The sequence below is a fragment of the Ectopseudomonas toyotomiensis genome, from assembly GCF_900115695.1.
GTDB classification, from domain to species: Bacteria; Pseudomonadota; Gammaproteobacteria; order Pseudomonadales; family Pseudomonadaceae; genus Aquipseudomonas; species Aquipseudomonas toyotomiensis.
On record NZ_FOXK01000007.1, the window covers coordinates 42,364 to 66,990 of the forward strand.

Below are 24,627 nucleotides of genomic sequence, written 5' to 3' on the forward strand. Positions count from 1 at the left end.
TCTGACTGCAGCGATAACGACCGGAACTGAACCGCCGTGCCATACTCCAAGTCGTCTCCTCGTCTGGATAGATGACGCCAAGCCATGCCCAAAGGACTGAAGCGCGCGCTGAGCGCACTGTTGATCACCGTTTTCCTCTACAGCCTGATCGGCTTTCTGATTCTGCCGGGCATCGCCCTGCGCATCGCCAATCAGCAGTTGGCGCAGTACGCCACGCTACCCGCCTCGCTGCAGCGCGTGCAGCTCAACCCCTTCACGCTCGAGCTGAGCCTTTGGGGCCTGCGTATCGGCGAGAGTGGCCAGGAGCAACTGAGCTTCCAGCGCCTCTACGCCAACCTGCAGAGCGACAGCCTGTGGAGCGGTGCCCTGCATCTGAGTGACGTAGAGCTCGACGGCGCACGTACCGAGATACTCTTCGACAAAGATGGCACGCTCAATCTCACCCAGTTGTTCAATCTGCCGCAAAGCCAGGCCGAACCCAAGGCAGAGAACAGCGAGCCCTTCCCGCTGCGCATCGACAGCATTCGTCTACGCGAGAAGTCGCTGCGCTTCCAGGACCTGCGCCCGAGCGAGGCCGTGGAATTCGCCTATGACGCACTCGATCTGGAATTGCACAACCTAAGCACCCTGGCCGGCGACAACGCCGAAATGACCATGACCGCCAGTGGCCCGCACGGCGCGCAGATCGACTGGCGCGGCCAGGTCAGCCTGACGCCCATCACCTCCAGTGGCAGCCTGAGCGTCAGCGACGGCCGCCTGAGCACCTTCTGGCCTTACGTGCGCGACGCACTGCCACTGGTCCTCAAGGAAGGCCAGGTCGACCTCAGCAGCGACTATCGCCTAGACCTGTCCAGCGGTACCGAGCTGCAACTGAGCAAGATCAAGGTGCAGTTGGCCCCCTTCGCCATCGACGACCCGCAAGGCAAACCGCTGGTACGCCTGCAACGCCTGGATATCGACAACACCAGCCTCGACCTGGCCAAGCAGCAGGTGGTGGTCGGCGAGGTACGCAGCCAGGGGCTGGAGGCCTGGGCAGCACGCGAAGCCGACGGCCAACTGGACTGGCAGAAGCTGTTCGCCAAACCAGAAAGCGCCAAGAGCGAAGCAGCCGAACCCGCGGAGCAGGCCGGTGAGAGCAAGCCCTGGCAAGTGCTGCTGCAGGATGTGCAGCTGCGCGACTACAAGGCTCACCTGGCCGACCGCGTACCGCAACAGGAAGTGGCGGTGGAGGTCGGCCCACTGAACCTCGACCTGAAGAACTTCGACAGCCTCGGCGACAAACCTTTCGACCTCAGGCTCGACACCGGCCTGGGCAAGCAGGGCAAGCTGCAGGCGGCCGGCAACGTACAACTGAGCCCAACCAGTGCTCAGCTCAAGGTCGCCACCCAGGACATCGACCTGCGCCTGGCGCAGGCCTACCTGAGCCCCTTCATTCGCCTGGAACTGCGCAGCGGCCTGCTCGGCAGCGACCTCGACGTGCAGCTCAAGAGTACCGAGCCGCTGGCACTCAGCGTCACAGGCAGCGCCCACGTCGATCAGTTGCACACTCTGGATACCCTGCGCGAACGCGATTTCGTGCGCTGGAAACAGGTACGGGTGAGTGGTCTCGACTACCGCCACGGCGAAAGCCTGGCCATCGAACGCGTGGAGCTGGATCAGCCCTATGCACGCTTCGTGATCAACGAGAACCTGACCACCAACGTCAGCGAGCTGATCGTGCCGCAGCCGACGACGCCGAACGAGAGCAAGACCGATGCGGGCAAGCCGCTGGCGATCCGCATCGGCGGCGTAGCCATCAATGACGGCTCGGCCAACTTCGCCGACTTCAGCCTGACCCCCAGCTTCGCCACCGCCGTTCAGCAGATGAACGGGCGCATCGGCGTACTCGACAATCAGAAACCGCAAGCCGCCAGCGTCGATATCCAGGGCAAGGTCGACCGCTACGCGCCGATGAGCATCAAGGGCAAGCTGACGCCATTCGATCCGCTCAACAGTCTGGATATCGCCACCAGCTTCAAGAATGTCGAGCTGACCACCATCACCCCCTACTCCGGCAAGTTCGCCGGTTATCGCATCCGCAAGGGCCGCCTCAACCTCGACCTGCACTACCGCATCGAGAAGGGCCAGCTCAATGCCGAGAACAAGGTGCTGGTGGAGAACCTGCAACTGGGCGAGCGCGTCGACAGCCCCGACGCCGTGGACCTGCCGATTCGCCTGGCAGTCGCCCTGCTCAAGGACACCCAGGGGCGCATCGCCATCGAGTTGCCGGTACAGGGTGATCTGAACAATCCGCAATTCAGCGTCATGCCCATTGTCTGGCAGACCCTGCGCAATCTGGTGTTGCGCGCGGCCCAGGCGCCGTTCAAGTTCATCGCCGGGTTGGTCGGTGGCAGCAACGTCGACCTCAGCACCGTGCCCTTCGTCGCTGGCTCTGCGGAGCTGCAGGGCGACGCGCGCCAGGCCCTGGACACACTGGCCAAAGCGCTCGAAGAGCGCCCGAATCTGCGTCTGGAGGTAGAAGGCCAGGCCGCGCAGAGTGCCGACGGCCCGCTGCTGGCCGAGCAGCGCCTGCAGCGCGAATTTCGCGAAACCTGGTACAAGGTGTTGCAACGCCGTGGTGACAGGGTACCGGCCAGTCCCGATGAGCTGACGGTCGCCGAAGACGAACAGGCCGCGCTGCTCGAAGGCATCTATCGCGCCCGCCTCAAGCAGCAGCCGCCAGCCGAGTGGGCCGAACTGGACAAAGAGCAACGCCAGCAGAACATGCGCAAGGCGGTGCTGGACTCCTGGGCGCAAAGCAAGCTGCTGCTGCGCCAACTGGCTCAGCAACGCGCTGCAACGATCAAGGATTATCTGGTTGAACACGGCGGGTTGTACGATGAACGTGTCTACCTGATCGATGCCAACCTCGGTGAACCCGAAGCCGACGGCCGCGTGCTCACCACCCTGCACCTGGACAGCCAATGATCATGCGCAGCTTATCTATCATCACACTTGTTACCCTGACTGCCGGCCTGCTCAGTGCTACCGCGCAGGCCGACACGCTGCGTTGCGGCAGCGCCCTGGTCAGCCTTGGCGACCGTCCGTTCGAGGTCGAGCGCAAATGTGGCACGCCGATGCACCGTGACCCGGTCGGCTACACCCTGGGCTCCTATGACCGCCGCGAGTACATGATCGAGGAATGGGTATACGGCCCGAGCAATGGCATGCTCAGCATCCTGCGCTTCGAAGGTAACCGCCTAACCGCCATCGAACGCCGCCGCGAGCGCTGAACAGGAGGTTCTCATGCGCAAATTCAGCTGTCTGCTCACGCTACTCTGCCTGCCCCTGATGGCCGAGGCGTCCTCCACCTATCGCTGCGGTAGCGCCCTGGTCAGCAAGACAGCACCTACCGCAGAGGTGCTGAACAAATGTGGCGAGCCGTCCAGTCGCGACTTTGTCGGTTACAAGGAAGTGGTCGACAGCTACGGTTTTCGCAACGAGGTGAGCGTCGAGGAGTGGGTCTACGGCCCGAAAAGCGGCATGTACCACTTTCTACGCTTCGAGGGCGGCCGCCTGACCGAAGTCCGCAGCAAGCGCGGCAGTTGATGCTGCGCAGCATGCAGAGCACTCGGAGCGGCATGCGCATCGTGCGCCCTGCATAAAAATCAAGGCCCCGCCGGTCACACCGGCGGGGCCTTCGCGCATCCATGCCTGTCGCTATCCGTGCTGAACAGGCGTCCTGCCTGTAGCCATCCGTGCTGAAGATACATCCGTTTCTGAAGCTATCCGTACCTGTGGGCATCCTTACCCGGCAATCCGTGCTCAGAGCTTGTCGCTGAAATCGCGCAGCTCTTGCTGGGCCTTTTCCTTGGTCCAGCCGTAACGTTCTTGCAGCTTGCCGGCCAGGTACTCGCTGTGGCCCTCGGCGACGTCCAGGTCGTCATCGGTCAGGTTACCCCAACGCTCCTTGATGCGACCGCTGAGCTGCTTCCATTTGCCTTTGATGATGTCGCTATTCATGGTCATTCTCCCAGTGACAGAAAGTGGGGCCGGGCGCTGGCCCGGCCGGCTCGGCTATCAGTCAGCGGTTTTCAGGGCATCGGCGGACACGTCACGCACACCCTCGATTTCCTTGGTCTTGGCGATAGCCAGATCACGCTCGGCGTCAGTTGCGACCACGCCGGACAGGGAAACTACGCCCTGGTTGGTCTCGACCTTGATGTCCAGCGCGCTGAGGTTCGAGTCAGCAACGAAGGTGGACTTCACTTTGCTGGTGATCCAGGTGTCGGATACCGCCTGCTCGGCTTTATCCACAGTGTCATTGGCCGCCAGCATGGTCGGCTCTGCGGCGAAGGCTGCCGAGGCCAGCGACATGCTCAGCACGGCAGCGGTCAGGGTGGTAGCGGCAAAACGGTTGATTGGCTGTTTCATGATTCGACTCCTGTACATTCCAGACAATCTGCAAACCAACTCCTGGTTGCAGGTTCACCAGTACTATTGCAGGGCCTGTGCCAGGTTTTTAAATTAAATTAAATCCTTTAAAAACAATCACTTAAATAAAATCACCACTATGCTTTTGATTGCATTTCGCCGAGTCGCAAAAAATCTCTCGGGCAATTTGCATGATCCGATAACCGAGTAAACGCATGCATCGCAGTCGCATCTCAGGTCGGCAATGATGAACCCTGACGATCGCGCACAAAAAAGGGCTCCCGCAGGAGCCCTCTCGTTCGAACAGGCGAACCGTGCTTAGACGCCAGAGGCCTCGGCAGCAGCTACGTCCTTGATCGACAGCTTGATACGGCCGCGGTTGTCCACGTCCAGCACCAGTACCTTCACTTCCTGGCCTTCCTGCAGCACGTCGGTGACCTTCTCCACGCGCTGATCGCTGAGCATGGAGATGTGCACCAGACCGTCCTTGCCCGGCAGGATGTTGACGAAGGCACCGAAGTCGACGATGCGCTCGACCTTGCCGACGTAGATCTTGCCGATCTCGGCTTCGGCAGTGATGGCCAGAACGCGCTGCTTGGCAGCCTCGGCCGCTTCCTTGGTTTCGCCGAAGATCTTGATCGAGCCGTCGTCTTCGATATCGATCGAAGCCTTGGTCTCTTCGCAGATCGCGCGGATGGTGGCGCCACCCTTGCCGATGACGTCGCGGATCTTGTCCTGGTCGATCTTCATCGCCAGCATGGTCGGTGCGTTGGCCGACAGTTCGCTGCGCGATTGGGCGATGACCTGGTTCATCTGGCCGAGGATGTTCAGGCGCGCTTCCAGCGCCTGCTCCAGCGCCTGCTCCATGATCTCTTCGGTGATGCCCTGGATCTTGATGTCCATCTGCAGTGCGGTGACGCCTTTGGCGGTACCGGCTACCTTGAAGTCCATGTCGCCCAGGTGATCTTCGTCACCGAGGATGTCGGTCAGCACGGCGAATTTCTCACCTTCCAGCACCAGACCCATGGCGATACCGGCAACCGGTGCCTTCATCGGCACACCGGCGTCCATCAGCGCCAGGGAGGCGCCGCACACCGAAGCCATGGAGGAAGAACCGTTGGACTCGGTGATTTCCGACACCACGCGGATGGTGTACGGGAACTCGTCGGCGCTCGGCAGCATGGCGGCAACGCCACGACGGGCGAGACGACCGTGGCCGATTTCGCGGCGGCCAGTGGCGCCCATGCGACCACACTCACCGACCGAGTACGGCGGGAAGTTGTAGTGCAGCATGAAGGGGTCTTTCTTCTCGCCTTCGAGGGTGTCCAGCAGCTGTGCATCGCGGGCGGTACCGAGGGTAGCCACGACCAGCGCCTGGGTTTCGCCACGGGTGAACAGCGCCGAACCGTGGGTCTTGTCCAGTACACCGACTTCGATGTTCAGGCCACGCACGGTGCGGGTGTCACGACCATCGATACGCGGTTTGCCGTTGACGATGTTCTCGCGCACGGTGCGGTATTCGATTTCGCCGAAGGCGTCTTTGACTTCACCGGCAGTAGGCTGACCCTCTTCGCCGGAGAATTTGGCGACGACCTGATCGCGCAGCTCGCCCAGACGCGCGTAGCGGTCCTGCTTGATGGTGATGGTGTAGGCCTGGGAAATCGCGTCACCGAACTCGCCACGGATGGCGTTCAGCAGTGCGGTGTTTTCCGGCTTTGGCTGCCAGTCCCAGGTCGGCTTGCCGGCTTCGGCAGCCAGCTCGGCGACAGCCTGGATGACCACCTGGAACTCCTCATGGGCAAACAGCACGGCGCCCAGCATCTGGTCTTCGGTCAGCTCTTTGGCTTCTGACTCGACCATCAGCACGGCGTCCTTGGTGCCGGCCACGACCATGTCCAGGCTCGAAGCCTTGAGCTGCTCGTAGTTCGGGTTCAGCAGGTAGCCGGTTTCCGGGTGGAAGGCGACGCGCGCGGCACCGATCGGGCCGTTGAACGGGATACCGGAGATGGCCAGGGCGGCCGAGGTACCGATCATCGCAGCGATATCCGGATCGGTCTTCTTGCTGGTGGAAACCACGGTGCAGATGACCTGCACTTCGTTCTGGAAACCTTCCGGGAACAGCGGGCGGATCGGACGGTCGATCAGACGCGAGGTCAGGGTTTCTTTCTCGGAAGGACGCGCTTCACGCTTGAAGAAACCACCCGGGATCTTGCCGGCAGCGTAGGTCTTTTCCTGGTAGTGCACGGACAGCGGGAAGAAGCCCTTGCTTGGGTCGGCAGTCTTGGCGCCGGTTACGGCGACCAGCACGCTGACGTCGTCGTCAACGGTGACCAGCACTGCGCCGGAGGCTTGACGGGCGATACGGCCAGTCTCGAGGGTAACGGTCGACTGACCGAACTGGAATTTCTTGATTACCGGGTTCACGGTGTTTTCCTTCTCTTTGTTGCCTTGGGGGAAATTGGAAAGAAGCGCGGGAGTCGGACCCGGTGCATCCCTCGAAAAGCCAAAAGCTGGAAGCCCAGCGCCACGAGGTGAGGATCACTCCCCACTCGCGACGCCGAACTCCCAGCTTCCAACTTGTGCAGCTCGCGTCTATTAACGACGCAGGCCCAGGCGACCGATCAGGGCGCTGTAACGACTGGTATCTTTACCCTTCAGGTAGTCCAGCAGCTTACGACGCTGGTTAACCATACGGATCAGACCACGACGGCTGTGGTGATCCTTACCGTTGGCCTTGAAGTGACCTTGCAGCTTGTTGATGTTGGCGGTCAGCAGGGCAACCTGCACTTCCGGGCTACCGGTATCGCCTTCAGCTTGCTTGTAGTCGTTAACGATCTGGGCTTTTTCTTCAACGCTGAGTGCCATGTTGGCTTCCTCTCATCTGGAAACTGCCGAAGCAGTCTCAATAGGCCGGGAATCGCTTCCCGTGTTTTAAAAAGAGGTATGACCGTGCCTACTAACAGCCACCCTCGCAGCACCTGATGACGACGTCGTCAACATCAGGCTTTCAGCCTTCTCGGCCGAACCGTTCGGTGCTACGCACCGGTATAAATCAATCGACGCGGAGCGATACGCCCATCGTCACTCACCTCACCGATGCCGATGAAGCGACCATTGTGATCCTGCACCCGCACCATGCCGAACTTCGGCGCTTCCGGCGCTCGCACCGGCTGCCCTTGCAACCAGTAGAACGCACTGTGCTCGGAGAACTGCAGCAGCGGCCAGTCCTGCAGACCGCTATCGGCCGGTAGCAGGAAGCGATCCAGCGCCTCGTTACCACCTTCGGCGTGTGCAGCCTCCAGTTCTTCCAGCGTCACGGTACGCGTCAAGTCGAACGGGCCGGCCTTGGTACGGCGCAACTCGGCGACATGTGCACCGCAGCCGAGCAACTGACCGAGATCCTCGACCAGCGTACGAATATAGGTGCCTTTGCTGCAATCAACCGCCAGACGGGCCTGCTCGCCTTCGCAGGCCAGCAGTTCCAGGCGCGCAATAGTAACAGAACGCGCTTCGCGCTCCACTACTTCACCCGCACGAGCCAGCTTGTAGAGTGGCTGACCGTCCTTCTTCAAGGCCGAGTACATTGGCGGTATCTGTTTGATTTCACCGCGAAAACGCGACAACAACGCCTCGATCTCGGCGCGACCGACGGTCACCGGGCGCCGTTCGATAACATCACCTTCGGCATCACCAGTGGTGGTGGTGACGCCCAACTGAGCGACGGTCTCGTAGCCCTTGTCAGCGTCGAGCAGATACTGGGAGAACTTGGTCGCCTCACCGAAACACAGCGGCAGCACACCAGTGGCCAACGGGTCGAGGCTGCCGGTATGTCCGGCCTTCTCGGCATTGAGCAGCCAACGCACCTTCTGCAGCGCGGCGTTGGACGTGAAACCGTGCGGCTTGTCGAGCAGGATGATGCCGTCGACCTTGCGGCGAATACGTTTGACCTGCGCCACGCCTTACTCCTTGGAACCCGCGGTGTCGTCGTGCAGACGATCTTCCGCCACGGCACGCTCGATCAGTGCCGACAGGTGAGCACCACGCTGGACACTCTCGTCGTAGTGGAAGTGCAGCTGTGGCACGCTGCGCAGCTTCATCGCCTTGCCCAGTTGCATGCGCAGGAAACCGGCCGCGTCGTTGAGTACCTTGAGGCTCTCTTTGATCGCCTCGGCATCATCCTGCCCCATGACGGTGATGAAGACCTTGGCGTGACCGATATCACGACTGACGTCGACTGCGGTGATGGTCACCAGCCCCAGACGCGGATCCTTGACCTCACGCCGGATAAGCTGGGCCAGTTCGCGTTGCATCTGGTCGCCGATACGCTGGGTACGGCTGTAATCTTTGGCCATTTTCTACTTACCTTTACTGCGTCCACCGTCTGTTCGCCAGCGGACTCAAAAGCGGCAAACGCCCGGCCGCGCGAATGCGGGGCCGGGCGTTGCGTGTTGCGACTCGCGATTACAGGCTGCGAGCCACCTGGACTTTCTCGAACACTTCGATCTTGTCGCCGACCTTGACGTCGTTGTAGCTCTTCACCGCAATACCGCACTCCATGCCGTTACGCACTTCGGCGACGTCGTCCTTGAAGCGACGCAGCGATTCCAGCTCACCTTCGAAGATCACCACGTCTTCACGCAGTACACGGATCGGACGGTTACGGAAGACAGTGCCTTCGATGACCATGCAACCGGCAACCGCGCCAAACTTCGGCGAACGGAACACGTCACGCACTTCGGCGGTGCCCAGGATGTTCTCGCGAACATCGCTGCCGAGCATACCGGTGAGCGCCTTCTTGACGTCTTCGATGATGTCGTAGATGACGTTGTAGTAGCGCATGTCCAGACCTTCGGCCTCGACGATCTTGCGCGCACCGGCGTCAGCGCGGACGTTGAAGCCGAAAAGCACGGCGTTGGAAGCCAGTGCCAGGTTGGCATCGGACTCGGTGATACCACCGACGCCGCCACCGACCACGCGCACCTGCACTTCATCGTTACCCAGGGTGCTGAGCGAGCCTTGCAGGGCTTCCAGAGAACCACGCACATCGGACTTGAGCACGATGTTGAGGGTTTTCTTCTCTTCCTGGCCCATGTTCTCGAAGATGTTTTCCAGCTTGCCGGCGTGAGCACGGGCCAGCTTGACCTCACGGAACTTGCCTTGACGGAACAGGGCAACTTCGCGGGCCTTCTTCTCGTCGGCGACCACAGTCATGTCGTCACCGGCATCCGGCGTGCCGTCGAGGCCGAGGATCTCGACCGGAATGGACGGACCGGCTTCCTTGATCGGCTTGCCGTTCTCGTCAAGCATGGCACGCACGCGGCCATAGTTGACGCCGACCAGGACCATGTCGCCCTGACGCAGGGTACCGTCCTGAACCAGCACGGTGGCCACCGGGCCACGGCCCTTGTCCAGACGCGATTCGACCACCACACCACGACCCGGGGCCGACGGCGTGGCTTTCAGCTCGAGGACTTCAGCCTGCAGCAGTACGGCTTCGAGCAGCTCGTCGATGCCGGTACCCATCTTGGCCGACACATGCACATAAGGTGCATCGCCGCCCCACTCTTCCGGGATCACGTCGAGAGCGGCCAGGCCGTTCTTGATGTTGTCCGGGTTGGCATCAGGCTTGTCGATCTTGTTCACCGCGACCACGATCGGCACGCCAGCCGCTTTCGCGTGCTGTACGGCCTCCTGGGTCTGCGGCATCACGCCGTCGTCAGCTGCAACGACCAGGATGACGATGTCGGTCGCCTTGGCACCACGCGCACGCATGGCGGTAAACGCAGCGTGACCGGGGGTGTCGAGGAAGGTGACCATGCCACGCTCGGTTTCCACGTGGTAAGCACCGATATGCTGGGTGATGCCACCCGCTTCACCGGAAGCCACCTTGGCGCGACGAATGTAGTCGAGCAGCGAGGTCTTACCGTGGTCGACGTGACCCATCACGGTCACCACCGGCGCGCGGGACACGGCCTCACCTTCGAACTTCAGCGACTCGGCCAGCGAATCTTCCAGGGCGTTATCGCTGACCAGCTTGACCTTGTGGCCCAGCTCTTCGGCGATCAACTGGGCAGTTTCCTGATCCAGCACCTGATTGATGGTCACCGGGGTGCCCATCTTGAACATGAACTTGATGACTTCAGCAGCCTTGACCGACATCTGCTGGGCCAGGTCGGCCACCGTGATGGTTTCGCCAATGGCTACGTCACGCACCACCGGGCCGGCCGGAGCCTGGAAGCCATGCTGGTTGCGCTTCTTCATCTTCGACTTGCCGCGGCCACCACGACGGAAACCGTCGCTTTCTTCATCGACGCTACGCGGAGCGACGCGCGGAGCCGGCGCCTTCTCCTTGGTAGCGGGGCGATGCTGGGTGTGCTTGCGATCGCGACGCTCGTCTTCATCAGAGCGTGCCTTCTCGGGGCGACGCACTTCTTCTTTCTTGCGCTCGACTTCGACGACCGGAGCGGCAACCAGCGGCTCGCTGACAGGCGTCGGCGCGGCAGCAGGTGCGGCGGTTTCGGTCGTGGCAGTTGCAGCCTGGCGCTTGGCTTCTTCTTCGGCCTTGCGCTTGGCTTCTTCCTCGGCCTTCAGGCGCTCGGCCTCGGCAGCGGCCTGCTGAGCTTCCAGCTCGCGCTGCTTCTCGGCTTCCAGCTCTTCCGGGCTGCGCTTGACGAAGGTCTTCTTCTTGCGCACTTCAACACTGATGGTCTTGCTACCAGCGACGCGCAGCGTGCTGGTGGTCTTGCGTTGCAAGGTAATCTTGCGCGGCTCTTCGACCTTGTCGCCGTGACTGCTCTTGAGATGGGCCAGCAGGGCCTGTTTCTCACTATCGGTCACTACTTGTTCGGCACTGTCGTGGGACAGGCCAGCTTCACGCATCTGCTGCAGCAGGCGCTCAACCGGGGTGTCGACCACTGTGGCCAGTTCTTTCACCGTGACTTGCGTCATGCATCTTTCTCCTCAGGCCGCAACCGCTTATTCGAACCAATGGGCTCGGGCGGCCATGATCAGCTTGCCGGCACGCTCTTCGTCGATGCCGTCGATGTCGAGCAGGTCGTCAATCGACTGCTCGGCCAGGTCTTCACGGGTAATCACGCCGCGCAGCGCAAGCTCTAGAGCCAGCGCCTTGTCCATGCCTTCCAGTTCCAGCAAATCATCTGCCGGATGGGCATCGGCCAACTTCTCCTCGTTGGCGATCGCCTTGGTCAGCAGACGATCCTTAGCCCGTGCACGCAGCTCATTGACGATCTCCTCGTCGAAGCCATCGATACTGAGCATTTCTTCCATGGGTACGTAGGCAATCTCTTCGAGACTGGTGAAACCCTCTTCGACCAGGACTTGAGCCAGTTCTTCGTCGACTTCCAGCTCGTCGATGAAGGACTGCATGATGTCGCCGGTTTCTGCCTGTTGCTTGGCCTGAATGTCCGCTTCGGTCATCACGTTCAGGGTCCAGCCGGTCAACTGACTGGCAAGACGCACATTCTGACCGCCACGACCAATGGCCTGGGCCAGGTTGTCTTCGCCAACGGCGATGTCCATGGCATGGGCATCTTCATCGACGATGATCGCAGCCACTTCAGCCGGCGACATGGCATTGATGACGAACTGCGCGGGATTGTCGTCCCACAGCACGATATCCACGCGCTCACCGCCCAGTTCACCGGAAACGGCTTGGACGCGCGAGCCACGCATACCGATGCAGGCACCCTGCGGGTCGATACGCTTGTCCTTGGAGCGCACGGCGATCTTGGCGCGCGAACCCGGATCACGGGAGGCGGCCTTGACGTCGATCAGCCCTTCGGCGATTTCCGGTACTTCGATGCGGAACAGCTCGATCAGCATTTCCGGAGCGGTACGCGACAGGATCAGTTGCGGGCCGCGGTTCTCGGTACGAATTTCCTTGAGCAGGGCACGCAGACGCACACCAACGCGGAAAGTCTCGCGCGGAATGATGTCTTCACGGGCCAGCAGCGCCTCGGCGTTGTTGCCCAGGTCGACGATGACATTGTCGCGGGTGACCTTCTTCACGGTGCCGGAGATGATCTCACCCAGGCGCTCGCGGTAGGCATCTACCACCTGAGCACGCTCGGCCTCGCGCACTTTCTGCACGATGACCTGCTTGGCGGTTTGCGCGGCGATGCGACCGAACTCGATGGAATCGACCTTCTCTTCGAGCACGTCACCGATCTTGGCGTTGGCCTCGACGGCCTGCGGCATGTCCTCGGTCACCTGGTAGGCCGGGTCCTCGAACTCGGACTCATCGACCACGGTCCAGCGGCGGAAAGTTTCGTAGCTACCGTTCTGACGGTTGATCGACACACGCAGGTCGACTTCGTCCTCGAAACGTTTCTTGGTGGCGGTCGCCAGAGCCAGCTCCAGCGCCTCGAAAATCACGCCGGCCGGTACACCCTTTTCGTTGGATACCGACTCAACAACCAGCAGTACTTCTTTGCTCATCGTACGCCTCGCCTTTCGCAATCCATTGGTTCTGCACAGTCCGCATCACGTTCACGCCATTGGCGCTATCTTCGTGAGCTGCCGCGCTACCTTCGCGCCATCTGTGTCGCTTGCGCTGCGCCGACAATCGACAGTCCAGCAGCGCCACAGAATCCGCATCTCAATCAAATCGGGGGATGATATTGGCCTTGTCGATCAGGTCGATCGGCAACAGATACTCGTGGTCATCCACCTGAACTACCACGTCCTGCTCCTCCACACCGCGAAGGAGGCCCTGGAAGTTACGACGCCCGTCGAAAGGCGAACGCAGCTTGATCTTCACCTGTTCACCGGCATGCGTCGCAAACTGTTCGAGGGTGAACAACGGACGATCCATGCCAGGAGAAGAAACTTCCAGTGTGTACTCCGAGGTAATCGGATCCTCGACATCGAGCACACCACTGAGCTGACGGCTGACGATTTCACAATCGTCGATCAGGATGCCATCGGCTTTATCGATATAGACACGCAGCAGCGAATGACGCCCCTGCGACAGGAACTCGATGCCCCAACATTGATAACCGAGCGCCTCGATTACTGGGGCCAACAAGGCCTGCAACTGTTCTAGCTTGCTCGACACTTAACGGCCCTCGTGCATGCTGTGCAAATAAAAAATGGGCGAAACGCCCATCCCTTCAATCCGCCGTAAATACCAACGGATACTGTCTTTCAGCTAACAAAAAGCCCCTGAAAAGGGGCCTGCTGAAACTGGTTGCGGGGGCAGGATTTGAACCTACGACCTTCGGGTTATGAGCCCGACGAGCTACCAGACTGCTCCACCCCGCGTCAAAGCTGGGCCGGAATTATACGGCCACCCCCTGGCGAGGGTCAACCAAACACTCCAGCAACAAGAAAGCCCGCGAACTGCGGGCTTTCTTGAGTATGGTACCGAGGAGGGGACTCGAACCCCTACAGCCTATGGCCACTACCACCTCAAGGTAGCGTGTCTACCAATTCCACCACCTCGGCAAAACTGTTACTGCTCTGGAGCCTCCGGCACATCCGAAGCATCGGACGCTGGAGCTTGCTCTTCGAGCACCGGCACATCTTCGACAGCCGGTTTTTGTTGAACTTCCAGAACCGCTGGATCTGGCAGACCAACCTGAGTCAGTGCATCAGCTTTTTCTTTAGCAAAGAACGCTAAACCCAAGCTGGTAATGAAAAAAGCCGCGGCGAGTATACCAGTAAACTTACTCAGAAAGGTAGAGGAACCTTGGCTTCCGAATACAGTTGCCGAAGCACCCGAACCGAACGACGCACCCGCGTCAGCGCCTTTACCCTGCTGCAACAGCACCAGCACTACAATCCCGATCGCACCCAGCAGGTGCAGAACAACAATGACTGTTTCCAGCATTCTTCAGTTTCCTGCAGCGCGACAGATCGCACCGAATTCATCCGCATTCAGAGAGGCGCCACCTACGAGCCCCCCATCGATATCCCGCATGCCGAACAACTCGGCAGCACTGGCGGCCTTCACACTGCCACCATAAAGAATTCTCAGCCCACTCGCGACACCAGCATCGAGCTGCGCAACTTGCGCGCGGATCGCTGCATGCACTTCCTGAGCCTGCTCGGGCGTAGCGGTCAACCCGGTGCCAATGGCCCATACAGGCTCATAGGCAACTACGGCGTTCTTCAGCGCATCGACACCCAGCGCGTCGATCACCGCGGCCAACTGGCCACCCACCACACCCAGCGTTGTATTCGCTTCACGTTGCTCGCGGGTTTCACCCACACAGAGCACGGGAGTCAAACCTGCAGCCTGTACCGCCGCAAACTTGCGCACGACCACTTCGTCACTTTCACCCAGAATCAGGCGACGTTCGGAGTGACCAACCAGCACCAGCTCACAACCGCCGTCGACCAACTGACTAACCGCCAGTTCACCAGTCAAGGCACCCTGCTCTACTTGTGCTGCACAATCCTGCGCTCCAACCATCACCGCTTTACCATTCAGACCTTCGACGACCTGAGCGATATGCAGACTGGAGGGAAACACCGCAACATCGACATCAGCAGGAAGCACCTGCTGACGTACACCTTCGATCAGCTCTGCGACGCTTGCGCGGGTACCGTGCATTTTCCAGTTACCAGCGACCAAGGGGCGACGCATGTTTTACCTCGTCGATCAAAGAGGGCGCAGATATTACCCAAGAGCACCCGCGGTAGCAAGCGCAATCAAGCACAGACTTCGGCAACAATCTTAGCCAATTCATCGGCATAGCCGCGAACCGAGCTTTCCTCGTCACCTTCGACCATCACCCGCACCAGCGGCTCGGTGCCGGACTTGCGCAGCAGCACGCGACCGCGCCCAGCCATGCTCTCGGTCACCCGCGCGCAGGCTTCCTTCACCGAAGGATGCTCGAGCGGATCGACAGCACCGGAGAACCGCACATTGACCAGCACCTGCGGACACTTCTTCAGATCGCTGCGCGCATCAACCAGGCTCTGACCACGGCGCTTGAGTGCCATCAGCACCTGCAGGGCCGCAATAATCGCATCGCCAGTCGTGGTGTGCTGGAAGCACACCAGGTGCCCGGAATTCTCGCCACCGAGCTGCCAGTTGCGCGCCAGCAATTCAGCGATCACATAACGATCACCGACATTGGCGCGAATGAATGGGATGTTGAGATCGGCCAGAGCCAGTTCCAGCCCGAGATTGCTCATCAGCGTGCCGACCACACCACCACGCAGCCGCCCACGCTCCTGCAGATCACGCGCAATGATGAACAGCAGTTCATCACCATCGACCACCGCACCATATTGGTCGACCATCAGCACACGATCAGCATCGCCATCGAAGGCGATACCCAGATCGGCCTGCTGCGCGACCACTTCGGCCTGCAGCGCGGCAATGTGTGTAGAACCACAAGCATCATTGATATTGAGGCCATCGGGCTGCGCCGAAATGACTCGAACCTCCGCACCCAGCTCGCGAAATACACTCGGCGCGACCTTGTAGGCAGCGCCATGGGCGCAATCGATGACGATCTTCAGACCTTTGAAGCTGGTGCCACTGGGCACGCTGCCCTTGCAGAACTCGATGTAGCGACCGGAGGCATCGTTGATCCGCGAAGCTTTGCCAATACAGGCAGATTCGACCACGGTCATCGGCTGATCGAGCAACTCTTCGATCATCGCCTCGACATCGTCCGGAAGCTTGGTGCCTTCGCTGGAAAAGAACTTGATGCCGTTATCGTCATGCGGATTGTGCGAAGCACTGATGACGATACCGGCATCGGCCTGAAAAGTGCGCGTCAGGTAGGCAATGGCCGGCGTCGGCATTGGCCCGAGCAGTTGCACGTCCGCCCCCGCTGCAGCCAGCCCCGCCTCGAGGGCGGACTCGAACATGTAGCCAGAGATACGCGTGTCCTTGCCGATCAGGATCCGGCACTTGCCCTGCTTGCGAAACGCCATGCCAGCCGCCCAACCGAGCTTGAGCATGAAATCCGGAGTAATGGGAAACTGGCCAACGCGACCACGAATACCGTCGGTGCCGAAGTATTTTCTAGCCATAACGCTTTCCTTGTTATTGCGCCGCTTCAACCGCAGCGATCATGCGCACCACGTCCACCGTTTCGGCGACATCGTGCACACGCAAAATATGTGCGCCCTTGGTCAATGCCAGAGCAGCCAATGCCAGACTGCCGTAGAGGCGCCCGCCCACCTCGTGACCGAGCACCTTGCCGATCATGCTCTTGCGTGACACACCAACCAGCAAGGGCCGCCCCAACGCAGAGAGCTCACTCATGCGCTTGAACAGGGCGAGATTGTGCTCCAGGGTCTTGGCAAAACCAAAGCCCGGATCGAGCAGGATCCGCTCAGCGGGAATACCGGCTGTCGCGCAGACAGCCATGCGCTCGACGAGAAAATCACGCACCTCAGCGACGATATCCGGATACTGCGGATCATCCTGCATGTTGCCGGGCTCGCCGCGCATATGCATCAGACACACCGGCAGACCCGTATCTGCCGCCGCATCCAGAGCGCCATCACGCTGCAACGAACGCACATCATTGATCAGCCCCGCACCCAGCCTTGCACTTTCGCGCATGACTGCGGGGGTCGAGGTGTCCACGGAAATGATCACGTCGAGCTGACGAGCGATAGCTTCGACCACCGGCGCAACCCGTTCCAGCTCCTCGGTCGGCGAAACGCTTCGCGCCCCAGGGCGGGTGGACTCACCACCGATATCGATCAGCGTCGCACCGGCCGCGACCATCTGCTCGGCGTGACGCAATGCAGCATCGCGCGCCGTAAAGCGCCCACCGTCGGAGAAAGAATCAGGAGTGACATTGAGGATGCCCATCACCTGCGGACGGGACAAATCAAGAAGCCGGCTACCAAAGGGCAGCCGGCTCGGGTGTTGCGTTTGAGACATATGAAACCTTAGTGCTCGGCCGCCGGCCCACCAATGGGCGTTTCAGAACGATCTGGCTCGTCGACCTTGGCCTGCGGAGCACCGGAGTCACCGCCACCATCCCAGCCGCGCGGCTCACGAGGCTCGCGACCATTCATGATGTCATCGATCTGCTCGGCGTCGATGGTTTCGTACTTCATCAGCGCTTCGGCCATGGCATCGAGCTTGTCACGGTTCTCTACCAGTAGTTTCTTGGCCGTGGCATAGCATTCATCGATGATACGACGCACTTCCTCGTCGATCTGCTTGGCAGTCTCGCCGGAAACGTTGCTGGCCTGGCTGCCCATGCTGCGACCGAGGAAAACTTCACCCTCTTCTTCCGCATACATCAGCGGGCCCAGCTTCTCGGAAAGACCCCACTTGGTGACCATGTTCTTGGCCAGTTGGGTGGCGCGCATGATGTCGTTCGAGGCGCCCGTGGTGACACCATCGAAGCCCAGAGTCATCTCTTCGGCGATACGACCACCGAACAGCGAGCAAATCTGGCTGATCAGCGCGCGCTTGCTGAGGCTGTAACGATCCTCTTCCGGCAGGAACATGGTCACGCCCAGGGCACGACCACGCGGAATGATAGACACCTTGTAAACTGGATCGTGCTCGGGCACGAGGCGACCAACGATGGCGTGGCCCGCCTCGTGGAACGCGGTGTTGAGCTTCTCCTTGTCGGACATGACCATGGTCTTGCGCTCGGCACCCATCATGATCTTGTCCTTGGCCAGCTCGAATTCCTTCATTTCCACCAAGCGCTTGCCAGCACGAGCGGCGAACAGAGAGGCTTCGTTGACCAGGTTGGCCAGATCGGCACCGGAGAATCCCGGGGTACCGCGCGCGATGACCGCCGGATTGACGTCGTCGCCCATCGGCACCTTGCGCATGTGCACTTTCAGAATTTGCTCGCGACCGCGAATATCCGGCAGACCAACGACCACCTGGCGGTCGAAGCGGCCAGGACGCAGCAGCGCAGGGTCGAGAACGTCCGGACGGTTGGTGGCAGCGATGACGATGATGCCGTCATTCATCTCGAAACCGTCCATCTCCACCAGCAGCTGGTTGAGAGTCTGCTCACGCTCGTCGTGACCGCCGCCCATGCCGGCGCCACGATGGCGACCCACGGCGTCGATCTCGTCGATGAAGATGATGCACGGCGCGTGCTTCTTGGCCTGATCGAACATGTCGCGAACGCGGGAAGCACCCACACCCACGAACATCTCGACGAAATCGGAACCGGAAATGGTGAAGAACGGCACTTTCGCCTCACCGGCCACGGCCTTGGCCAGCAGCGTCTTACCGGTACCCGGCGAGCCGACCATCAGCACGCCACGCGGGATGCGACCGCCCAGGCGCTGGAACTTGCCCGGATCGCGGAGGAATTCCACCAGCTCGCTGACTTCTTCCTTGGCCTCGTCGCAACCGGCGACGTCGGCAAAGGTGGTCTTGACCTGATCTTCGGAGAGCAGACGCGCCTTGGACTTGCCGAAGCTCATCGGCCCGCCCTTGCCACCAGCACCGCCTTGCATCTGGCGCATGAAGAACATGAAGACGGCGATGATCACCAGGATCGGGAAGCTGGCGACCAACAGCTGAGTCCAGATGCTCTGCTGCTCAGGCTGCTTGCCTTCGATGACCACGTTGTTGTCGATCAGGTCGCCAATCAGGCCGCCGTCCTGGATCGCCGGACGAATGGTCTTGAACCCCTCGCCATCGGTGCGCTTGCCGGTGATCACGTAACCATCGACGGTCACGCGCTCGACGCGCCCCTCCTTCACCTGCTCGATGAATTGCGAGTAGCTCAGGGTCTGCGGCTCGCTCGGACTGGAGAAGTTGTTCATCACGGTAACCAGCACCGCCGCGATGATCAGCCACAGGATCAGATTCTTTGCCATGTCGTTCAATTAGCTACCCTCTGAAGCAGGCCTCGTGGCGAAGCAGGCTTCCCATGACGACCAATGATATACCGACTAACTTACACCAAACGCCCGCTTCCCGCAGGCGCCGTCTGTAACCCTTTATGAGGTTTCTGCCACTGAGACCGACAGGGCGGACACCAGTTTCAACTCACATCCCGCGAAAGCCGCGCGCCAACAGATATTGCTCACGGGAGCGATCGCGCGAGGACAGCGGCTTGCGCATCTGCACCTTGTCGAACGTCTCGCGCACCTGCTTGTGGTAGGCGTCGAAACCTTCACCCTGGAAAATCTTGATCAGAAAATCGCCACCTGGGCGCAAGACACGCCCGGCCAGATCCAGCGCCAGCTCGCACAGATACATCGCACGTGCCTGATCGGCGGTTCTTACCCCACTCATATTGGGGGCCATATCGGAAATAACAAGGTCTACCGGATTTTCGCCGATGGCCTCGAGAATCTGCGCGAAGACCGCGTCATCGGTGAAATCACCCTGAATGAAGGTGACATCGGGAATGCTGTCCATCTCCAGGATGTCGGAGGCGATCAGACGCCCTTTGTCGCCGATCACTCGACTGGTGACCTGCGACCAGCCGCCTGGCGCGGCGCCAAGATCGACCACGGTCATGCCCGGGCGCAGGATGCGATCCTTCTCCTGGATTTCCAGCAACTTGTAGCTGGCGCGCGAACGATAGCCGTCCTTCTGCGCCATCTTCACGTATGGATCATCGAAATGTTCTTTCAGCCAACGCTGGCTGGTCTTGGAACGTGCCACTGAAACCTCTGACTCAACGGGTCATGAATAACTGCGCGGGCTCGGGTAAGATAGACGCCGTTTTCCAGACCGAATTAGGTACTAACGATTATGCCGCTCACTCAAGAGCAGAAGAAACAATTCAAATCTATCGGCCACCACCTGAAACCTGTATTGATCGTGGCTGACAATGGTTTGACCGAGGGCGTGCTGGCCGAACTGGACCGCGCCCTGAACGATCACGAGCTGATCAAGGTACAGCTGCGCCTCACCGAACGCGAGGATCGCCAGGCCGCCATTGTAGCCCTGTGCGAGAGCGGACGCGCTGAACTGGTCCAGTCGATTGGCAAGGTCGCCCTGCTCTATCGCAAGAACCCCAAACCGAATCGCAACCTGTCCAACGTTATTCGTTACCAGGGTTGAGGCGCTTCCATCGCGATCAGAGGCAGGCATGGCGTGCCCTGATCGCGAATGAATTCGCGTCTGAAAGCGTCGTTAGCGCCTGACCGGCGCCCCAGGCACGGGCTGCAGCACCAGCAACAGCCCACAAAACGCCATCACCAGATAGCTGAAGCGCAGCCAGTACTCGACATCGGGCCAGTAGCGCAACACAGCGAAGTAGCTCAGGGCCATGACCGCAACGGTCAGCAGTAGTTGCCCACGCATATCCCGCAATAGGCTCGACAGACCTTCACTGCGCAGCAAGGCAAAAGCCTGCAGAGCAACGCATACCGCTGTCAGACCGACCAGCAGCGGCACCAGCCGCGTGGCTATCTCCTGCACCAGCAGAGGTGCCAGGCCAGTCTGGCCGATGGCCGGCAGAATGACGAATTGCAGCAACCACAAGCCGCCGACCCAAAGAGTCTGGGCCAGCTGCCAGCTAACGGCAGCCGCCCGCGACGGCTGCTGTGACTTATATGTGGCGGACTTCGACAATCTCGTACTCGATCAGGCCACTGGGGGTCTGCACCGCAACCACATCGCCTTCATTCTTGCCAATCAAGGCACGGGCGATAGGCGAGCCGACGGAGATCTTGCCCTGCTTGATGTCGGCTTCATCTTCGCCAACGATCTGGTAGGTCACGCTTTCGTCAGTCTCGACGTTGGCGATTTCCACCGTAGTACCGAAGATCACCTTGCCGGTGTGCTCGATAGTGGTGACATCGATGATCACCGCGTTCTGCAGACGACCTTCGATATCACGCACACGCGCTTCGACCATGCCCTGCTGCTCACGCGCGGCGTGGTACTCGGCGTTTTCCTTGAGATCACCCAGCTCGCGGGCTTCACCGATGTCCTGACTGAGTTTCGGGCGAACCACCTTGGTCAGGTGCGCCAGCTCTTCTTCCAGGGCGCGAGCGCCCTGAACGGTCATTGGATATTTGTTCATGCCTTGATTCCTGCATGCAGATCCTGCAGCCGGCGCACAGTCTTCTCCGGGCCGAACTTGAGCGCTTCACAGACCGCCTGACCCGCCGCGATGGTCGTGGTGCAGTAGATCTTGTGCTGCAGGGCGTTACGACGGATCGAGTAGGAGTCAGCGATGGACTGGCGCCCCTCGGTGGTATTGATGATCAGGGTGACCTCATCATTCTTGATCATGTCGACGACATGCGGACGACCTTCAGTCACCTTGTTCACTCGACGAACTGGCAGACCAGCAGCCTCGATCACCTTGGCGGTGCCGGCAGTGGCAACCACTTCAAAGCCCAGCGCGACCAGATCACGGGCGACCTGAACGGCTTCCGGCTTGTCATCTTCACGTACGCTGATGAAAGCGCAACCGGAGTTCGGCAGGATCTCGCTGGCGCCCAGCTGGGCCTTGGCAAAGGCTTCGCCGAAGGTGTCACCGACCCCCATGACTTCACCGGTGGATTTCATCTCTGGGCCGAGGATCGGGTCGACGCCTGGGAACTTGGCGAAGGGGAATACCGCTTCCTTGACGCTGAAGAACGGCGGGATGATTTCCTTGCTGTAACCGGCCTCGGCCAGGCTCTTGCCAGCCATGACGCGTGCAGCCACCTTAGCCAGCGACTCGCCGACGCACTTGGAGACGAACGGCACGGTACGCGAGGCGCGCGGGTTCACCTCGATGACGTAGATGTCTTCGCCCTGCACCGCCATCTGCACGTTCATCAGGCCAACCACGCCGAGCTCCAGGGCCATTTTCTTGACCTGGTCGCGGATCTCGTCCTGGATGTGCATCGGCAGCGAGTATGGCGGCAGCGAGCAGGCGGAGTCACCAGAGTGCACGCCGGCCTGTTCGATGTGCTGCATGATCGCGCCGATCACCACGGTCTCGCCGTCGCACACCGCATCCACGTCCACCTCGATGGCGCAGTTGAGGAAGCGATCGAGCAGCACTGGGCTGTCGTTGGAGACTTTCACCGCTTCGCGCATGTAGCGCTTGAGTTCTTCTTCCTGGTAGACGATTTCCATCGCCCGGCCGCCCAGTACATAGGACGGACGCACCACCATCGGGTAACCGATGTTCTTCGACAAGGCCAGGGCCTCGTCTTCGCTGCGCGCAGTGGCGTTGGCCGGCTGACGCAGATTCAGGCGCTGCACCATCTGCTGGAAGCGCTCGCGGTCTTCGGCGCGGTCGATGGCCTCGGGGCTGGTGCCGATGATCGGTACGCCCGCTTCTTCCAGGGCGCGGCAGATCTTCAGCGGAGTCTGGCCACCGTACTGGACGATGACGCCTTTCGGCTGCTCGACACGGACGATTTCCAGCACGTCTTCCAGGGTCACCGGCTCGAAGTACAGGCGATCGGAGGTGTCGTAGTCGGTGGAGACGGTTTCCGGGTTGCAGTTGACCATGATGGTCTCGTAACCGTCTTCACGCATGGCCAGCGCGGCGTGTACGCAGCAGTAGTCGAACTCGATGCCCTGGCCGATACGGTTGGGGCCACCACCGAGGATCATGATCTTCTCGCGGCTCGAAGGATTGGCCTCGCACTCTTCCTCGTAGGTCGAGTACATGTAGGCGGTGTCGGTGGCGAACTCGGCGGCGCAGGTGTCCACGCGCTTGTACACCGGCAGCACTTTCAGCTTGTGGCGATGAGCACGCAGGCTCTTCTCGGAAACACCCAGCAGCTTGGCCAGGCGCGCATCGGAGAAGCCCTTGCGCTTGAGCTTGAACATCAGGTCGCGGTCGATAGCCGACAGACCGAGGGTCTGCACGGTGGCCTCGTCCTTGATCAGATCTTCGATCTGCACCAGGAACCACTCGTCGATACGGGTCAGCTCGAACACTTCGGCGACGGTCTTGCCGGCGCGGAAGGCATCGGCCACGTACCAGATGCGGTCGGCGCTGGGCACGGTCAATTCGCGGCGCAGGGTGCTTTCAGCTTCAGGGTCGTTCAGGTCGAGCTTTGGATCGAAGCCGGCAACGCCCACTTCCAGGCCACGCAAGGCCTTCTGCATGGACTCCTGGAAGGTACGGCCGATGGCCATGACCTCGCCCACGGACTTCATTTGGGTGGTCAGGCGGGCGTCGGCTTTCGGGAATTTCTCGAAGGCGAAGCGCGGTACCTTGGTCACCACGTAGTCGATGGCCGGCTCGAACGACGCCGGGGTACGACCGCCGGTGATGTCGTTGGACAGCTCATCGAGGGTGTAGCCAACAGCCAGCTTGGCGGCGATCTTGGCGATCGGGAAGCCGGTGGCCTTGGAGGCCAGCGCCGAGCTGCGCGATACACGCGGATTCATTTCGATGACGACCATGCGGCCGGTATTCGGGCAGATACCGAACTGCACGTTGGAGCCGCCGGTTTCCACGCCAATCTCACGCAGTACCGCCAACGAGGCGTTACGCAGGATCTGGTATTCCTTGTCGGTCAGGGTCTGTGCCGGCGCGACGGTGATCGAGTCACCAGTGTGTACGCCCATCGGGTCGAAGTTCTCGATGGAGCAGACGATGATGCAGTTGTCCTTCTTGTCACGGACCACCTCCATCTCGTATTCCTTCCAGCCGATCAGCGACTCGTCGATCAGCAGCTCACTGGTCGGCGACAGGTCGAGACCACGGGCGCAGATTTCCTCGAACTCTTCACGGTTGTAGGCGATGCCGCCACCGGTGCCGCCCATGGTGAAGGACGGACGGATGATGCACGGGAAGCCGACCTTCTCCAGCACGCCGTAGGCATCTTCCATGCTGTGGGCGATGCCGGATACCGGGCAGGCCAGGCCGATGTCCTTCATCGCCTTGTCGAAGCGCGAACGGTCTTCAGCCTTGTCGATGGTGTCGGCGTTGGCGCCGATCATCTCGACGCCAAATTTCTCCAGTACGCCATGACGCTCCAGATCCAGCGCGCAGTTCAGCGCGGTCTGGCCACCCATGGTCGGCAGCAGGGCGTCGGGGCGCTCCTTCTCGATGATCTTGGCCACGGTGGCCCATTTGATCGGCTCGATGTAGGTGGCGTCGGCCATCGACGGGTCGGTCATGATGGTGGCCGGGTTGGAGTTCACCAGGATGACGCGGAAACCTTCTTCCTTCAGCGCCTTGCAGGCCTGAGCGCCGGAGTAGTCGAACTCACAGGCCTGGCCGATGACGATGGGGCCGGCGCCGAGGATCAGGATACTTTTGATGTCTGTACGTTTTGGCATTTTTTCTCTCTCGAATCCGTAGGTCAGTCGGC

General features: G+C 60.6%; 22 protein-coding genes and 2 tRNA genes. 4 read left to right on the plus strand and 20 right to left on the minus strand.

Annotated elements, in window-relative coordinates; translation table 11 throughout:
• The first annotated feature begins 84 nt into the window (after window positions 1–84).
• From BM186_RS15110 to BM186_RS15120, 3 genes are read left to right on the plus strand one after another with little or no spacing between them, the layout of a single operon-like run.
• Window positions 85–2,967, plus strand: a complete 2,883-nt coding sequence (locus tag BM186_RS15110; protein ID WP_074916307.1) for a DUF748 domain-containing protein — start codon at window positions 85–87, stop codon at window positions 2,965–2,967.
• Window positions 2,964–3,272 carry a DUF2845 domain-containing protein gene (locus tag BM186_RS15115; protein ID WP_074916309.1) on the plus strand — a complete coding sequence of 103 codons (309 nt, stop codon included), beginning with the start codon at window positions 2,964–2,966 and terminating at the stop codon, window positions 3,270–3,272. The genes BM186_RS15110 and BM186_RS15115 overlap by 4 nt, the downstream gene beginning before the upstream one ends.
• Before the next feature lie 13 nt (window positions 3,273–3,285).
• Entirely contained in the window at window positions 3,286–3,588 is a 303-nt protein-coding gene (locus BM186_RS15120) for a DUF2845 domain-containing protein (protein ID WP_074916311.1), read from the plus strand.
• Between the two features lie 216 nt (window positions 3,589–3,804).
• Here BM186_RS15120 and BM186_RS15125 read toward each other — a convergent pair whose 3' ends face one another.
• From BM186_RS15125 to rlmE, 17 genes are all read right to left on the minus strand, one after another.
• Window positions 3,805–4,002 (minus strand): CsbD family protein, encoded by a 198-nt coding sequence (locus tag BM186_RS15125; protein WP_074916313.1) that lies wholly within the window; start codon window positions 4,000–4,002, stop codon window positions 3,805–3,807.
• A 57-nt stretch (window positions 4,003–4,059) separates the two neighbouring features.
• On the minus strand, window positions 4,060–4,413 hold the full coding sequence (locus BM186_RS15130) for a BON domain-containing protein (protein WP_017675327.1): 354 nt from the start codon (window positions 4,411–4,413) through the stop codon (window positions 4,060–4,062).
• 318 nt (window positions 4,414–4,731) lie between these two features.
• The gene (pnp, locus tag BM186_RS15135) at window positions 4,732–6,837 is read right to left on the minus strand and encodes a polyribonucleotide nucleotidyltransferase (protein ID WP_064494878.1); all 2,106 of its coding nucleotides are present in this window, start codon (window positions 6,835–6,837) and stop codon (window positions 4,732–4,734) included.
• Window positions 6,838–7,008: 171 nt separating this feature from the next.
• The gene (rpsO, locus tag BM186_RS15140) at window positions 7,009–7,278 is read right to left on the minus strand and encodes a 30S ribosomal protein S15 (protein ID WP_004424394.1); all 270 of its coding nucleotides are present in this window, start codon (window positions 7,276–7,278) and stop codon (window positions 7,009–7,011) included.
• A gap of 170 nt (window positions 7,279–7,448) precedes the next feature.
• Window positions 7,449–8,369, minus strand: a complete 921-nt coding sequence (gene truB, locus BM186_RS15145; RefSeq protein ID WP_074916315.1) for a tRNA pseudouridine(55) synthase TruB — start codon at window positions 8,367–8,369, stop codon at window positions 7,449–7,451.
• Window positions 8,370–8,372: 3 nt separating this feature from the next.
• Window positions 8,373–8,765, minus strand: a complete 393-nt coding sequence (gene rbfA, locus BM186_RS15150; protein WP_004424397.1) for a 30S ribosome-binding factor RbfA — start codon at window positions 8,763–8,765, stop codon at window positions 8,373–8,375.
• A gap of 109 nt (window positions 8,766–8,874) precedes the next feature.
• Window positions 8,875–11,361, minus strand: coding sequence for a translation initiation factor IF-2 (gene infB, locus BM186_RS15155; RefSeq protein WP_074916317.1), 2,487 nt, complete (start codon window positions 11,359–11,361; stop codon window positions 8,875–8,877).
• A gap of 27 nt (window positions 11,362–11,388) precedes the next feature.
• On the minus strand, window positions 11,389–12,870 hold the full coding sequence (nusA, locus tag BM186_RS15160) for a transcription termination factor NusA (RefSeq protein ID WP_074916320.1): 1,482 nt from the start codon (window positions 12,868–12,870) through the stop codon (window positions 11,389–11,391).
• Between the two features lie 160 nt (window positions 12,871–13,030).
• Window positions 13,031–13,489: a ribosome maturation factor RimP gene (gene rimP / locus BM186_RS15165; protein WP_004424406.1), complete on the minus strand. Its 459-nt coding sequence runs from the start codon at window positions 13,487–13,489 to the stop codon at window positions 13,031–13,033.
• A 129-nt stretch (window positions 13,490–13,618) separates the two neighbouring features.
• Window positions 13,619–13,695: transfer RNA gene (locus BM186_RS15170), tRNA-Met, on the minus strand.
• Between the two features lie 97 nt (window positions 13,696–13,792).
• Window positions 13,793–13,878: transfer RNA gene (locus BM186_RS15175), tRNA-Leu, on the minus strand.
• 7 nt (window positions 13,879–13,885) lie between these two features.
• Window positions 13,886–14,263, minus strand: coding sequence for a preprotein translocase subunit SecG (gene secG, locus BM186_RS15180; protein WP_004424408.1), 378 nt, complete (start codon window positions 14,261–14,263; stop codon window positions 13,886–13,888).
• Window positions 14,264–14,266: 3 nt separating this feature from the next.
• Window positions 14,267–15,022: a triose-phosphate isomerase gene (gene tpiA, locus BM186_RS15185; protein WP_074916321.1), complete on the minus strand. Its 756-nt coding sequence runs from the start codon at window positions 15,020–15,022 to the stop codon at window positions 14,267–14,269.
• A gap of 65 nt (window positions 15,023–15,087) precedes the next feature.
• On the minus strand, window positions 15,088–16,425 hold the full coding sequence (gene glmM, locus BM186_RS15190) for a phosphoglucosamine mutase (protein WP_074916323.1): 1,338 nt from the start codon (window positions 16,423–16,425) through the stop codon (window positions 15,088–15,090).
• A gap of 13 nt (window positions 16,426–16,438) precedes the next feature.
• Entirely contained in the window at window positions 16,439–17,290 is an 852-nt protein-coding gene (gene folP / locus BM186_RS15195) for a dihydropteroate synthase (protein ID WP_074916325.1), read from the minus strand.
• 8 nt (window positions 17,291–17,298) lie between these two features.
• Window positions 17,299–19,212, minus strand: coding sequence for an ATP-dependent zinc metalloprotease FtsH (ftsH, locus tag BM186_RS15200; protein WP_074916327.1), 1,914 nt, complete (start codon window positions 19,210–19,212; stop codon window positions 17,299–17,301).
• Between the two features lie 172 nt (window positions 19,213–19,384).
• Window positions 19,385–20,008: a 23S rRNA (uridine(2552)-2'-O)-methyltransferase RlmE gene (gene rlmE / locus BM186_RS15205; RefSeq protein ID WP_017675335.1), complete on the minus strand. Its 624-nt coding sequence runs from the start codon at window positions 20,006–20,008 to the stop codon at window positions 19,385–19,387.
• Window positions 20,009–20,098: 90 nt separating this feature from the next.
• On the opposite strand from rlmE, the gene yhbY reads away from it, so the two are divergent.
• Window positions 20,099–20,410 carry a ribosome assembly RNA-binding protein YhbY gene (gene yhbY / locus BM186_RS15210; protein ID WP_017675336.1) on the plus strand — a complete coding sequence of 104 codons (312 nt, stop codon included), beginning with the start codon at window positions 20,099–20,101 and terminating at the stop codon, window positions 20,408–20,410.
• A 72-nt stretch (window positions 20,411–20,482) separates the two neighbouring features.
• On the opposite strand, the gene BM186_RS15215 is transcribed toward yhbY, so the two are convergent.
• Genes BM186_RS15215 through carB form a run of 3 tightly spaced genes read right to left on the minus strand, consistent with a single transcriptional unit; the run spans window position 20,483 to window position 24,595 of the window.
• Entirely contained in the window at window positions 20,483–20,923 is a 441-nt protein-coding gene (locus tag BM186_RS15215) for a DUF4149 domain-containing protein (RefSeq protein ID WP_072424262.1), read from the minus strand.
• On the minus strand, window positions 20,901–21,377 hold the full coding sequence (gene greA, locus BM186_RS15220; protein WP_072424263.1) for a transcription elongation factor GreA: 477 nt from the start codon (window positions 21,375–21,377) through the stop codon (window positions 20,901–20,903). The genes BM186_RS15215 and greA overlap by 23 nt, the downstream gene beginning before the upstream one ends.
• On the minus strand, window positions 21,374–24,595 hold the full coding sequence (gene carB, locus BM186_RS15225) for a carbamoyl-phosphate synthase large subunit (RefSeq protein ID WP_072424264.1): 3,222 nt from the start codon (window positions 24,593–24,595) through the stop codon (window positions 21,374–21,376). Before carB ends, greA begins: the two co-directional genes overlap by 4 nt.
• Window positions 24,596–24,627 lie beyond the last annotated feature (32 nt).

Excerpts from the sequence above, each read along its gene's own strand:
- BM186_RS15110 (WP_074916307.1), top strand. The coding sequence starts at position 85 with ATGCCCAAAGGACTGAAGCGCGCGCTGAGCGCACTGTTGATCACCGTT.
- BM186_RS15115 (WP_074916309.1), top strand. The coding sequence starts at position 2,964 with ATGATCATGCGCAGCTTATCTATCATCACACTTGTTACCCTGACTGCC.
- BM186_RS15120 (WP_074916311.1), top strand. The coding sequence starts at position 3,286 with ATGCGCAAATTCAGCTGTCTGCTCACGCTACTCTGCCTGCCCCTGATG.
- BM186_RS15125 (WP_074916313.1), bottom strand. The coding sequence starts at position 4,002 with ATGAATAGCGACATCATCAAAGGCAAATGGAAGCAGCTCAGCGGTCGC.
- BM186_RS15130 (WP_017675327.1), bottom strand. The coding sequence starts at position 4,413 with ATGAAACAGCCAATCAACCGTTTTGCCGCTACCACCCTGACCGCTGCC.
- rpsO (WP_004424394.1), bottom strand. The coding sequence starts at position 7,278 with ATGGCACTCAGCGTTGAAGAAAAAGCCCAGATCGTTAACGACTACAAG.
- rbfA (WP_004424397.1), bottom strand. The coding sequence starts at position 8,765 with ATGGCCAAAGATTACAGCCGTACCCAGCGTATCGGCGACCAGATGCAA.
- infB (WP_074916317.1), bottom strand. The coding sequence starts at position 11,361 with ATGACGCAAGTCACGGTGAAAGAACTGGCCACAGTGGTCGACACCCCG.
- nusA (WP_074916320.1), bottom strand. The coding sequence starts at position 12,870 with ATGAGCAAAGAAGTACTGCTGGTTGTTGAGTCGGTATCCAACGAAAAG.
- secG (WP_004424408.1), bottom strand. The coding sequence starts at position 14,263 with ATGCTGGAAACAGTCATTGTTGTTCTGCACCTGCTGGGTGCGATCGGG.
- tpiA (WP_074916321.1), bottom strand. The coding sequence starts at position 15,022 with ATGCGTCGCCCCTTGGTCGCTGGTAACTGGAAAATGCACGGTACCCGC.
- glmM (WP_074916323.1), bottom strand. The coding sequence starts at position 16,425 with ATGGCTAGAAAATACTTCGGCACCGACGGTATTCGTGGTCGCGTTGGC.
- folP (WP_074916325.1), bottom strand. The coding sequence starts at position 17,290 with ATGTCTCAAACGCAACACCCGAGCCGGCTGCCCTTTGGTAGCCGGCTT.
- ftsH (WP_074916327.1), bottom strand. The coding sequence starts at position 19,212 with ATGGCAAAGAATCTGATCCTGTGGCTGATCATCGCGGCGGTGCTGGTT.
- yhbY (WP_017675336.1), top strand. The coding sequence starts at position 20,099 with ATGCCGCTCACTCAAGAGCAGAAGAAACAATTCAAATCTATCGGCCAC.
- greA (WP_072424263.1), bottom strand. The coding sequence starts at position 21,377 with ATGAACAAATATCCAATGACCGTTCAGGGCGCTCGCGCCCTGGAAGAA.
- carB (WP_072424264.1), bottom strand. The coding sequence starts at position 24,595 with ATGCCAAAACGTACAGACATCAAAAGTATCCTGATCCTCGGCGCCGGC.